The 12,295-nt window shown below is 65.4% G+C and carries 11 protein-coding genes; 6 read left to right on the top strand and 5 right to left on the bottom strand.

Translation table 11 applies throughout. The features are described from left to right. Positions 1 to 236: 236 nt before the first annotated feature. Together EIZ44_RS35790 and EIZ44_RS35785 are read left to right on the top strand one after the other, a co-directional pair. Positions 237 to 1,571, top strand: coding sequence for an APC family permease (locus EIZ44_RS35790; protein WP_205673408.1), 1,335 nt, complete (start codon positions 237 to 239; stop codon positions 1,569 to 1,571). After that, positions 1,571 to 2,854, top strand: a complete 1,284-nt coding sequence (locus EIZ44_RS35785; RefSeq protein WP_037817297.1) for a flavin monoamine oxidase family protein — start codon at positions 1,571 to 1,573, stop codon at positions 2,852 to 2,854. Before EIZ44_RS35790 ends, EIZ44_RS35785 begins: the two co-directional genes overlap by 1 nt. 72 nt (positions 2,855 to 2,926) lie before the next feature. Here the strand turns inward: EIZ44_RS35785 and EIZ44_RS35780 are convergent, their stop codons facing one another. From EIZ44_RS35780 to EIZ44_RS35770, 3 genes are all read right to left on the bottom strand, one after another. Next, positions 2,927 to 3,412 carry a (2Fe-2S)-binding protein gene (locus EIZ44_RS35780; protein WP_037817299.1) on the bottom strand — a complete coding sequence of 162 codons (486 nt, stop codon included), beginning with the start codon at positions 3,410 to 3,412 and terminating at the stop codon, positions 2,927 to 2,929. After that, positions 3,409 to 4,317 (bottom strand): FAD binding domain-containing protein, encoded by a 909-nt coding sequence (locus tag EIZ44_RS35775; protein ID WP_205673407.1) that lies wholly within the window; start codon positions 4,315 to 4,317, stop codon positions 3,409 to 3,411. The genes EIZ44_RS35780 and EIZ44_RS35775 overlap by 4 nt, the downstream gene beginning before the upstream one ends. A 106-nt stretch (positions 4,318 to 4,423) precedes the next feature. Continuing rightward, positions 4,424 to 5,638: a PucR family transcriptional regulator gene (locus EIZ44_RS35770; protein WP_037817417.1), complete on the bottom strand. Its 1,215-nt coding sequence runs from the start codon at positions 5,636 to 5,638 to the stop codon at positions 4,424 to 4,426. A 74-nt stretch (positions 5,639 to 5,712) separates the two neighbouring features. On the opposite strand from EIZ44_RS35770, the gene EIZ44_RS35765 reads away from it, so the two are divergent. Next, positions 5,713 to 6,936 carry a PucR family transcriptional regulator gene (locus EIZ44_RS35765; protein WP_043829521.1) on the top strand — a complete coding sequence of 408 codons (1,224 nt, stop codon included), beginning with the start codon at positions 5,713 to 5,715 and terminating at the stop codon, positions 6,934 to 6,936. A gap of 21 nt (positions 6,937 to 6,957) precedes the next feature. Here EIZ44_RS35765 and EIZ44_RS35760 read toward each other — a convergent pair whose 3' ends face one another. Both EIZ44_RS35760 and EIZ44_RS35755 read right to left on the bottom strand, forming a co-directional pair. Then, positions 6,958 to 7,308, bottom strand: a complete 351-nt coding sequence (locus tag EIZ44_RS35760) for a cupin domain-containing protein (protein ID WP_037817305.1) — start codon at positions 7,306 to 7,308, stop codon at positions 6,958 to 6,960. A 33-nt stretch (positions 7,309 to 7,341) separates the two neighbouring features. After that, the gene (locus EIZ44_RS35755) at positions 7,342 to 8,424 is read right to left on the bottom strand and encodes an alpha/beta hydrolase family protein (RefSeq protein ID WP_276323840.1); all 1,083 of its coding nucleotides are present in this window, start codon (positions 8,422 to 8,424) and stop codon (positions 7,342 to 7,344) included. 66 nt (positions 8,425 to 8,490) lie between these two features. Between EIZ44_RS35755 and EIZ44_RS35750 the strand changes: the two genes are divergently transcribed. The 3 genes from EIZ44_RS35750 (at position 8,491) to EIZ44_RS35740 (ending at position 12,291) form a co-directional block, all read left to right on the top strand. Continuing rightward, positions 8,491 to 10,965, top strand: coding sequence for a xanthine dehydrogenase family protein molybdopterin-binding subunit (locus tag EIZ44_RS35750; RefSeq protein ID WP_200864239.1), 2,475 nt, complete (start codon positions 8,491 to 8,493; stop codon positions 10,963 to 10,965). Between the two features lie 97 nt (positions 10,966 to 11,062). Further along, entirely contained in the window at positions 11,063 to 11,365 is a 303-nt protein-coding gene (locus EIZ44_RS35745) for a Dabb family protein (protein WP_200864238.1), read from the top strand. Next, entirely contained in the window at positions 11,365 to 12,291 is a 927-nt protein-coding gene (locus EIZ44_RS35740) for a cyclase family protein (RefSeq protein ID WP_037817311.1), read from the top strand. The genes EIZ44_RS35745 and EIZ44_RS35740 overlap by 1 nt, the downstream gene beginning before the upstream one ends. The last annotated feature ends 4 nt before the right edge of the window (positions 12,292 to 12,295 follow it).

The raw sequence follows: 12,295 nt of genomic DNA, 5'->3' as shown, positions 1-12,295 counted from the left end.
ACAACTTCGTCCGAGGCTTTGTGAGGCTTCGCCGGTGGAATACCCATCCGCAGCGTCAATAGTTATCTCGGTCACTCGAAGCGGTCAGACGGTACCGCGACCGAGATGCAGAGAAGGAGAACCGGATGGATTCACCTCAAACCGGAGCGGAGACGTCTCCCTTGACAGGCGCCGTTGACGGCGGCCAGGACGGTCTCGAAGGCCTCGAGCGCGGCACGTTGAGCATGGGCAAGGCCATGGGACTCGCGATCGTGGTCTTCAGCCCAGTCCTGACTGCGGCCACCGTGGGTTCGTTCGTCGGCGGGGCCGCCGGCTCGTCCGGATGGCTGTCCGCGCTCGCTGGGGCCGTGGTCATGGCGTGCGTGGGGGTGGCCATTGTGCCGTTCGCCCGGCGGTTCGTGGTGTCGGGTGCGCTGTACTCGTACATCGGTCACGTTTTCGGTCGTTCCGCGAAGTTCGTGACCGGTGCCTCGCTCGCGGTCGGCTATGCGGTGGGAATGATGGTGATGCTCGGCGTCCTGGGCCTCTATGCCAGCAGCATGATGTCTTCGGTGTTCGGGTTCTCGGGCGCCACGTCGTTGCCCGGCCAAGTAGTCATCTACCTGGTGACGATTACGACGGCTGGCCTGCTGGCATTTCGCAGTCTCGACACCTCGGTGAAGATCAGCATTTGGCTGTTGATCCTGTCGGCTCCCGTTGTCGTTGTCGTGCTCGTCGCGAATCTGTTCACGCCGGGTTTCGACTTCGGCAGCCAGTTCACGTTCGGTGATTTCTCTATGGGCGGGTTCACTCTCGGTCTCGTTCTCTGCGCAACATTCTTCGTCGGGTTCGAGGCCAGCGCGGCCACCGCCCTGGAGACCGCGGACCCCATGCGCACCGTGCCGCGCTTGATGATCAGGGTCCCGTTGATCGTGGGTGGCATCGCGGTCCTGGCATCGCTGCTGTCGGTGCCTTCGCTCGGCGCGATCGGGGACCAGATCGCCGCGGGCGAATCGCCGATTTCGGCTATGGCACAGAAGTCCGGGCTGGGTTTTCTCGCGCCAGTCGCCGATGTTGCGCTGGTTCTCAGTTCCTACGCCATCGTAGTCGGTTTCCTGAACTACGCCTCCCGCGTGTGGGCCACGATGGCCAGCGAAGGGCTGTTGCCGGCGAGCATCGGACGCGTCCATCGCCGGACTCACACTCCGGCGGCCGCGATCCTCACGATCGGGATTGTGGCGTTGGTCTTTCCCATCGTCTTGAGCGCGGTGACGAAGGCGACGCCGTTCGAGGTGTATCAGTATCTCGCGACGTTGTTCCCCTACTTGTGGGTGCTGCCGTACGTGTTGATCTGCATCGGCTCGATGGTGCTGCTGAGGCGTGCCGGCGAACTGACCGTGGCCAGGACGATCGCCTGCGTGGTCGGGGTCATCGGCATCGGAGGTTCGTATGTCAACTCGATCGTGAACCCGACCGGAACCCCGTTGGACTACATGACCTGGGTAGCTCCGGCGGCGATCGCCGCCATGATGCTCATCATGGCGGCACGGCAGCTGGTAGCACGTCGCAGCGATACCGGAAAAGAGGCGTGATGGTTTACGACACGATCGTTGTCGGTGCGGGATTCGCCGGTCTGCGCGCGGCGCGCGAACTTGCCGCGGCGGGTCAGTCCGTGCTTCTGCTCGAAGGGGGCGATCGGGTCGGTGGCCGCGCGTATCGCCGCCGATCGCGGACTTCCCCGTCGGTGTGGGTGGAACTCGGCGGCGCCTACATCTCACGGCACCACCATCCGCGCGTCGCAGCCGAGATCGACCGCTACAGCTTGCGGACCGAGCCGGCGGCACCGGCTACCGTATTCCAGAACAGGCTCGGTCCCGGTGGCCATAATTCGGCGTTCCCGATTCCCATCGAGGAGGCGGCCGAAGCCGAAGGCGGCTTGTATCGCCTGCTGCGCGACGCGCACCGGATCGACGTCGATGCCGGCTTGGATCGCCAGGGCCTCGACGACCTGGACATCCCGCTGCTCGACTACGTCGAGTCGCTGAAGCTGCCTCCCGTGACGCGCCAGCTCGTCTTGTCATGGAGCTGGAACATGCTGGGGCAACCTGTCTCCGAGGCGTCGGCGCTATGGGCCCTGCAGTTCATCGCCGCACACGGCTATAGCGTGTTAGGAATCGTGTTGTCCCTCGACGAGGTGCTTTCCGACGGCACCTCCGCGTGGGTCGAGGCGATGGCGGCCGACGTTCCTTCGATGCGGCTCGGTGCTGTCGTGAATGCGATCAGGCAACGACCGGAGGGAGCGGAGGTCGTGATCGACGGCGGCGAACTCCTCCACGCCCGCCACGTTGTCGTCGCCACGCCTCTCAACACTTGGCGCAACGTCGAGTTCGATCCGCCGTTGCCCGCCGGACCGGCCGCGGTGGTGAAGGACGGACACGGCTGCCGGGGGCTGAAGCTGCTGATCCAGGTGAGCAACGTGCCGGCCGGGATGTCCTGTACCGGCGACGGTGTACTGCCGACCCTCTACGACTACCTGCCCGCCGAAGACGGAGGCCGAATCCTGGTGGGGTTCACCGACTCCAGCTCGCTGGATCCTGCCGACGGCGAAGCCGTCGCTGCCGCGGTCAAGTACTACTTGCCCGAAGCCGTCGTGACGGGAGTGGACTACCACGATTGGTCTCGTGATCCGTTGTTTCTCGGTCCGTGGGTGTCGCCCAGGGTCGGCCAGTTCAGCAAGGTGCACAAGTCCCTGGCCGATCCGCACGGCGCAGTGCATTTCGCGGGATCCGATGTTTCGCTGCGCTTTCCGGGATACATAGAGGGTGCGCTGGAGACAGCGGATCAGGTCGTCGCGGAAATCCTCGGCCGGACCTGATTGTTTCGTGTATGAGAAAACGGGCCACCGCAACCGGGGGCCCGTTTTCTCATACACGATGAAAATGGCGTATCAGCTGTCCTCGTCACGCCGCTGCAAGGCGAGCTCGGTCGCCTCGACGATCTGCTGGTATCCAGTGCACCGGCACAGATTTCCCGAAATCGTCTCTCGGACCTGCTCGCGGCTCAAGGATGCCCCGCTGTCGTACACCGGTTTCAAGGTCATCAGGAAACCGGACGTGCAGAACCCGCACTGGAGCGCGTGGCATTCGGAGAACGCCTCCTGCAAGGGGTGCATATCGGACCCACTGGACTCCGCGAGGCTCTCCACCGTCTGAACCTCGCAGCCGTCGGTCTGGACGGCCAGCGTGGTGCACGACCGCACCGGCTCGCCGTCGAGCAAGACGGTGCACGACCCGCACACGCCGTGCTCACAGCCCACCCTGGTGCCGCGCAGGTGCAGGTCATGTCGGAGGAAGTCAGACAGAAGACGGCGCGGTTCGACCCGCTTTTCGTACGTCTGCCCGTTGACGACCACAGTGACGTCGTATCCGTTCACAGAGTGCTCCTCGCTCGGCTGGCAGCGGTGTTGACGGCCCGGCACACCATTGCCGTGATGATGTGCCGGCGGTACTCGGAGCCGCCGTGCAGCGTGGGCATCGGTTCGAGGTCCGCGCTGGCGAGATGCCCGGCCGTCTGCGCGTCCGACGACGTGACCGACGTGCCGACGAGGGCGGCTTCCGCCTCATCGCGCCGGGTCGCCGTGGCACCGCCGCCGAGTACGGTGATCCGTGCTCGGGTACAGATGCCTGCCTCGTCGAAGGTCAGCACGCTCGCCGCGCCGCCCACGGCGTAGTCGCCGTGGCGGCGGGCGAACTCGGTAAAGGCGCAACCTGTGCGCGCCGGCAACCTCGGAACCTCGACGTTCACGATCATTTCGTCCGGGTTCAGGGAACTGACGAGATGACCGACCGCCAGGTCTCCGACCGCGAGGTGACGGTCATGATCAGGTGATTTCACCGTCACCGTCGCGTCGAGGGCGAGCAGGACGACCGGCAGTTCCGCCGACGCATCGGCATGTGCCAGCGATCCGCCGATAGTCCCGCGATTGCGGATCTGCGGATGTGCTATCCAGCCCGCGGCCTCGCGGAGCAGCGGTATGTGTTTGGCGATCGTGGAGGACGTTTCGAGGCGATGGTGCCGGGTAAGCGCACCGATCCGGACAAAGTCGTCGTCAACGACGATGTCGGACAGTCTCGGGATTCGGTTGACGTCGACGAGCAACGAGGGGCGAGCCAGCCGGAAGTTCATCAGCGGTACGAGGCTCTGACCGCCGGCCAGGAGCTTCGCGTCTTCTCCCGCCTCGCGCAGGTGACTGACTGCGCTCTCCACGGAATCGGCGACGGCGTAGTCGAACGACGGCGGCTTCATAGCGGCGTCCCGATGGCCGAACTGTTCATGCATTCACTATGACTCGCTCGCAGCCGCTCACGCTCCACAATGCACGACAACGACCGTGCCGTCGTTGCGCACATCTGAGTATCGCCTGGCTGCTCGGTCCTGGCGTCGGTCAGATCCGGACCACCGGACCGACCGGCGATGTAGTGCTTGATATCGCTCGTAGGGCGGTGAGCAGCCGCAGCGCGACAACGAGTTCGTTGCGACGGCTGATGACATCCATGCCGAGTCGTTCTTCGACAGTCCGCAGCCGATATGCGACGGTGCGTTCGTGCACCTGCAACTGGGTTGCGGCCTTCGCGGCATTGCAGCCCGCCGCGAAGTACACCCGCATGGTCTCGCACAGAAGTTCCGTCCGCGGGTCGCTGAGGTCGAGCGGGCCGAGCTCTTGGGTGACCAGGTCACGGGTGGCTTGCAGGTCGCGGAGGAACAACGCCTCCAGTGCGATGTCCGCGTAGTGGGTGACCGGGGAATTCGTCAGCCACCCGACACGATAGGCGCGCCAGGCTTGATGATGGGTTGTGCGGAAGCCCGCCAGTCCGGCCGCCAGCCTGCCGAAGGCGACCCCGGTGCCGATAGCCGGTACGAACCCGGCGCGCAGACGCTCCTGTGCCGACATGTGGTCGTCCAGTGCGAACCAGGCCAGAGTCGTTGCCGAGATGCTCTCGACCGAGAGAACCACCTCAGTACCAGCCGCGGTGGCGATGTCCTGGATGGTGCGTTCGGGCCGGTCGCCCCAGACCACGGCAGCAAGGTGGGTCGCGGCCAGCGGATAGGCGACGTCCGGCAGCGCGTCTGTTCGGCCAGCGATGAGCTCTCGCAGCGCCGAGCGGAGCCGCCGATCGCGGGACTGGAAGAAGAACCGGCGCTGCTCGTCCTGGTAGGCCCGCACCACGGCGGAGACAACGGTGTCGTTCCAGCGGAAGTGGAACTGCGACATGTGCTTCTGGACGATCAACTGCTGGTCCGGGTCCGGGATCAGTGACGCCGTTTCGGTCAGTACTACGTCCCAGATCACGGCCTGCGCCACGCGATAGGTCTGGATGAGACTGTTGAGATCGAGTCCTGCCTGGGCGGCGCTGCGCGCCTCGCTGGTGGCTTCGCGGATCACGTCCTCGTTTGGCTCCGGCGTGCCGGAGATGCCGTCGCTGAACGACTGCAGTGCGGCGGCTATGCGCTCTGTCTCGTGGACGCTCAATGCCGGGTCGAGGTCGGCCGCGTAGGTCGGAACCTTCTCGCGCAAGCGGCGGCGGACCAGTGCCGTCAGCTCCGGCAGCCGTTCGGCCAGTGCGCGGCTCGTGGCGCGGATAGGGTCGACGTCGAACACAACCTGCAGCGTAGTTGAACCCCGGACCGGTCCGAGCCTGTGCTCGGCGTTCACGCAGGTCCTAGGATGCGAACGTGTCGATTGAATCCGGACTTCGGCAAGTGACCGACGCGGTGCGGGAACGCGTACCCGAGCTGTACGACGTGATCCGCCGGCGGTTGCAGACCGAGCCAGCCGAGTACAGGCTGGCCGGCAATGAGCAGTTGTCGGTGGCGGAGTCCGAGGCAATCACGGCGTCGCTGCGCGACGTGCTCGACTACATCGCCGTCGGCAGCGCCGGATCCGTCCGGGCCTCCAACGAGGCCCTGCGCGAGGTGCGGTTGGCCGCTCGTGCCGGGATAAGCCTGCCGCTGTTCTTGCAGGCCTCGCGTGTCGCGCAGTCAGTGACCTGGGATTTCGTGCTCGAGGAGGCGCATCGCCTGCTTGAGGACACTGAGGAGCGCGTAGCGGTTCTGCGCCGCGCCAGCGCACACCACTACGGGTGGAACGAGATCATCTCGGGTGCCATTATCGAAGCGTTCGAGCAGGAGAGCTCGGTCTACGCGCTGCAGAGCCGCGAACGGCGCAAGATGTCGACGCTGAACGCGCTGCTCGCTGGCTTGCCGGTGGATACCGCAGAACTCGAGTACACCTTCGACGGCCTTCACCTGGCAGCTCAGGTATGGGGCGCGCAGCCTGACGCGGTTGCCCGGTTGATCGGGGTCAAGGAGGGGCGTCGGCCGTTGCTCGGCGTGACCGCGCAGGGCGACAGCTACGTATGGTTGCCGTGGTCGGCTCGGCAGGGCAAGCCGTCCGAGCGGCTGGCCGGCATCGACTGGCCTGCCGGCGCGAGAGTGGCGTTCGGTGCTGTTGGTGCAGGGCTCGAAGGATTCCGGCTGAGCCATCGGCAGGCGGGCGAGGCGCGAATCGTGGCCGAGGCACTGGGGCTGGCAGAGGTCTGGTACGACGACGTCGTGCTCGAGACCTTGGCGATGCACGATCTGCCTGCGACGCGCGCATTCGTCCTGGACGAGCTCAAGCCTCTGGGCGACGTCTTCGACCCGGACAATGTGCTGGTCGAGACTCTGCACATGTACTTCGCGGTCGGCGAGAACGCGGTGGCCACTGCCCAGCGACTCGGTGTGCACAGCCGGACAGTCGCGTATCGGCTGCGCTCCGCGGAGTCCAAGATCGGTGCCGAGGCGATGCATCGAGAAGAGCTGCCGATCGCACTGCGGCTGGCCAAGCTCGTGGCGTCGATCGGCCGGGATGAGCCGTCTTCGACGACCGATCCCAGCCTCCCGACGCCCGCGCTCTGAATCAGTTTGCCGACTGTCTTGTCAGTCCACCAAGAACCACACTTCCTTGAAGGGAGTGTGGAAGGTCCAGGTGGATTGATGTCCCTTGGGCAGCAGCGCCAGGTCACCGGTGGTGAGCTCGACCGCTTCCTGGCCATCGAGTGCGATGCTTACCGACCCCTGCAAGACGTAAATGATCTCGTTCGAGGTGAGTTCATACGTAGTGGTCGACGGCTGGCAGGCGAATACGCCGGTGGCGAACGCCGGGCCGACGGTTTGCTCGAAGAGGGTGAATCCGTGCCCATGAGGGTTGCCGTCGAGGACGGTGACCCCCTCCGGCTGCCACACTTCCAGCGGAGCTTCGGACGTCGTAACGGAACGGATCGCGGTCATCGGCGTAGTCCTTTCTCGGCGTACTTGGATGGGCTATTTGACGAGCTGGTCGTGGATCCAGTCGGCCATCGCCAGTCGGGGTCGCAGTCCGAGGTTGTGGCAGCAGTGATCGCCTTCGTTCTCGACCACGATGGTGAGCGGTGCGTTCGTGACGTGGTTGCGGACAGTGTCCACAAAGCTGAGCGGCACCTCGTCGAGCGCTCCGTGCAGGATGTAGGTGGGACAACGGAGCTTGCCGAGAACATGGCGGGTCTCCGTCGCCTTCTGGACGTGGTCACGGGCCTCGTCGAGGGTCTCGACCTTGCTCACGTATCGCCAGCTCTCCTTGGTCATGGGCGTTTCGGCCTCCCAGGAGTCCATGTCGGAGAACCCGCCCCAGCTGACACAGGCGGCGATCCGGTCGTCGCAGGCGGCGGACTTCAAGGCGTAGTTTCCGCCAAGACTTCGGCCCAGCACGCCGATCGCGGCGGCATCGATGTCGTCCCGGTCGGTGAGGTAGTCGACCACCGCGGAGGTGAAGCGTTCGAAATCTCCTGCCAGGGCCCGGGAATCGAACGTTTCTCCCTGGCCCGGACCGTCGAACGTCACGGTGGCCATCCCGCGCGCAAGCACGAGATCCTCCATGTGGCGGCTCTCCTCTTTGGTGCTTTCCAAGCCGCCAAGCATGATCACCGCAGGATGGGGCGCCGGCCGGTTCGGCGTACGGACGTATGCCCGCACCGGGACGCCGTCGATGACCAGATCTGCTTCGTGAGCAGGCGGGTCGAGGAGAGGCGCGGCCTGGCGGTACAGCGCGGCCTTGCGCTGCTGCGCCACGCCGCGCTCAGGCCCGAACCAGAGGAATTGGCCGTACTGGGCGGCCAGGGTGCCGAGGTAGAAGTACTCGCCAGCCGAGAGGTGGTGCCCCTCGGAGAACGCCTTGTTCGCGAGCTCCTCGTACTCCTTGGAGCGGCCCAGCCAGTAATTGAGCCAGCTCATCCCCTTGGGGCGGTCACGGGCTCCGATGAGGTCGGCGAACGGGACGCCGTCGAGGAGGAGGCGACCCCAGTTCAGCATCTCCTGCTCCGGGGTGAGGCTCTGCTGGTCTGAAGGTGCGGCGTCGTCGGTGGCGGACACGGTGCTCCCTGGGTGAGTCCTGTGAAGTGGAGTGGGCAGAAGGTCTGCCTCCGCCATTGTGGTGGCGTGCCCGGGGCAGCGCGTCTGCACATGACGTCTATTCGCCGGGCCGATTTGTCGTTGTCTGCAAACGCAGGCGGCGGCATTCCTCTAGATACTGAGGTGGTGCCGGATACGACGAACTCATCCAATACCGGGCAGCCGCCAGTGCAGCGATGCCCCCAACGCTGGATCGGCAAACCGGTTCGGCGCCGCGAAGACGAGCGTTTCCTGACCGCGTCGGCGACCTTCGCCGGCGATATCGATCTCACCGGACAGTTGCACTTACGCATCGTCCGATCGACCCAGGCGCACGCCCGGATCGCCGGGATCGACGTCGAGGAGGCCCGAAGCCAGCCCGGGGTCCGCCTCGTGCTGACCGGCGAGGATCTGACCGGCATCGGCACCGTGCCGCTGGAGGAGGCGGGCTACCACGAAATCTATCCGAACCTCGAGGCCTTCACCCAGCCGGTGCTGGCCGTGGATCGGGTGCGTTACGTCGGTCAGCCGGTCGCGGCGGTGTTCGCGGACGATCCTTACCTGGCCGAAGACGCCGCGGAACTGGTCAGCGTCGACTACGAGCCGCTGCCTGTCCTGCTGGATCCGGTCAGCTCGCTCGAATCGGAGATCGACCTCTTCCCCGGGTACGGCAATGAAGGCGCGCGAATCGAGAAGGCTTACGGTGACGTCGACGGCGCGTTCGCCGAGGCCGCCCACGTCGTGTGTCACGAGTACACCGTCGGCCGGCATTCCGGCGTCCCGATGGAAACCCGCAACTTTGTCGTCCAACCCGACCCGAGTCGCGACATCCTCTACATCTGGGGGACCGTCCACGTTCACGGCAACATGCGGGTTCTCTCGCGCATCCTCGGCATGCCCGAGACGAGTCTCCGCATGCGGCACGTGGAGATCGGCGGAAACTTCGGTGTCAAGGGCGATGTCTTCCCGGAGTACGTCGTTGCCGCGTGGGCTGCGCGGCGCCTTCGGCGGCCGGTCAAATGGGTCGAGGACCGCCAGGAGCACATGGTCGCCACGTCGCACGCGCGCGAGCAGGTGCATCGCATGGGGCTCGCGCTGAACGGCGCAGGTGAGATCCTGGCCATGCGGGACGAGATCTTCCACAACCACGGCGCGTTCTTCCGGCAGACCGAGCCACTGGTCAGCGACATCACGACCGGTATCGTGTTCGGTCCGTACCGCGTTCCGAGCTACGAGGCGACGCTGCATGCCGTCTTCACCAACAAGACGCCGCTGGCCGCCTATCGAGCTCCTGGACGGTACGAATCGACCTTCGCCCGTGAACGGCTGCTCGACCTGGCCGCGGCCGCTGTCGGAATCAGCCCGGTCGAGATCCGCCGACGAAACCTGCTGCGGGCGAAGGATTTGCCGTGGACGCCCGGGATCGACATCGTGCACGAGCCCTTCCACTTCGACTCCGGCGACGTTGTCGATCATTTCGATCGCGCTCTGTCCGAGGCAGGCTGGGACGAATGGGTCACCGAGGCGGCTGCGTTGCGGGCCGAGGGACGGTACGTCGGCGTGGGCTTCGGCGTGCTGATGGACAAGGGAGGGCTCGGTCTCTACGAGACGGGCTCTGTCGAAGTCAGTCCCGTCGGTCGGGTCCGTGTGCTCACCGGCGCGTCCTCCGTGGGCCAGGGGGTCGAAACCGTTCTCGCCCAGATCGTCGCGGAGCAACTCCAGCTCGATCCCCAGTTGGTCGACGTCGAGCACAGCGACACCGAACTGGTTCCCGACGGCATCGGTTCGTGGTCGAGCCGGTCGACCGTCCTGGCCGGGGGCGCCGCGCGGATGGCGGCGATCGAGGTCGTAGAGAAGGCGAAGCGACTCGCCAGCACCATGCTGGAAGTCGATGAAGCCGATCTGCAGTTGGCGGACGGAGCGGTGACAGTCAGGGGGGCGGACTCCCGGCTCAGCTTGTTCGAGATCGCCGGTCGCTGGGATGCATACTCCGCACGCCTCGCCGACGATCAACCCGGTCTGCGTGCGGACGCGGTCTACCGGAACAATCTGATGAACTACCCGTACGGCGTCACGCTCGTACAACTCGAGGTCGATCCGGAGACCGGCGGCCACGAGTTCCTGCGCTTCTTCACGACCGCGGAGACGGGACGCATCATCAACCCGATGACGACTCGCGGCCAGATCATCGGCGCGGCCGTCCAAGGCATCGGCGGGGCGCTGTACGAGGAATTCACTTACGAGGACGATGGCCAGCCGACCGCTACGTCCTTTATGGACTATCTCCTGCCCGCCGCGCTGGAGATGCCAGACGTCGACATCTTCACGACGGAGGACGCACCATCGCCGGACAATCCGCTCGGCGCGAAGGGCCTGGGCGAAGTCGGCATCATTGCGGTCGGAGCCGCGGTGGCCAGTGCGTTCGACGACGCTCTTGGCGACGGGTCCCACACTGATCGCCTGCCGCTGCGGCCGGAGGACATCTTCATGCGATGTCAGCTGACGCACAAACCCCGCAGCTGACTTGTCCGTCAACGCAATACAACTCCGTGCGTCAGCGGATAAGACTGGTTGAAGTCCCGAGCACGGAACCCATGCAGTGTAACGAGAGGAATTCATTGTGGCCGTTCGTCATGTCTTCGTGTGGCGCGTCGCCAGCGGAAGTTCTCAGGAAAAGATTGTCGGCATCCTGAATGAGCTGCCGGGCAAACTCCCGGTGATCAAGGGCTGGTCCGTCGGCTCCCACCAGGGGGACACAGGCGAAAACGGTGCACCGTGGGACGGCGCGCTCATCACCGACTTCGACTCGTGGACGGATCTGGACCGGTACTCGAACGACCCGTTCCACCTCGAAGTCGTCGAGAAGCTGCTGCCCATGTTCGCCGACCGCGCGGTGGTCGACTTCGAGATCGGCGACCTGTGATGGGGCAGCAGGCAGGAGTCGCCGTCGGCACGAGTGAATGGGGAGCCGACGACCAATTGGGTGCGTTGAACCGGCTCAGCCCGACCGTCCGGGCCGACGTGCTGGCCCGGGCGGACGCGAGCCGGGTGTACGACCTGAGCATCGACTATTTCGTGGGAATGCCGAGCTTCCAGGGGGCCGGCGACCCCAGCTACCAGATCTTCATGAGCCACACACCTCAAGGCACTGCCGTCGACAACCTCAACGGCGTCGGCGAGTCCGTCAACCGGCACGTGTGCTATTCCGGCGACGTCATCTTCATGTACACCCACACCGGTACGCACATCGACGCCTTGAACCACTTCGGTATCGACGGCCGCATCTACAACAACTTCGACGTCGAGTCGAACCTGGGCAGCCGTGCGTGGACCAAGGGAGGAGCCGAACAGATCCCGCCGGTCATCACCCGCGGTGTCCTGCTCGACGTCGCCGGTCAGCATGAGGTGGCGTGCTTGCCGGACTCGTACGCGATCACCGTGGAGGACCTGGAGAAAGCGCTCGGCGCGACCGGGCTCAGCCTGAACGAGGGCGACGTCGCCTTCGTCCGGACCGGGCGGATGTCGCACTGGCCCGACGGCTCGAAGACGTTGGGCAATCCGCCCGGCGTGAGCCTTGACGCCGCACGCTGGCTCACCGCGCAGGGCATTTCGATTGTGGGCTCGGACCAGGAATGCGTGGAGGTCGGCCCTTCTGAGCACGAGGACAACTGGCTTCCGGGACACTGTCACTTCCTGGCCGAGTCAGGCGTGCCGATGATCGAGCTGCTCAACCTGGAAGAGCTCGCCGCCGATGGTGTCACCGAGTTCTGCCTTATCGCGGCACCGATCCGGCTGCGCGGCGCCAGTGGCGCGCCTATGCGGCCGATCGCAATGGCTTTGCGCAACTGAGGGA

It is taken from the genome of Amycolatopsis nivea (assembly GCF_004522235.1).
Classification (GTDB): Bacteria; Actinomycetota; Actinomycetes; order Mycobacteriales; family Pseudonocardiaceae; genus Amycolatopsis; species Amycolatopsis nivea.
Note: the sequence above shows the minus strand (reverse complement) of the source record. Positions and strands in the feature narration are given on the sequence as shown.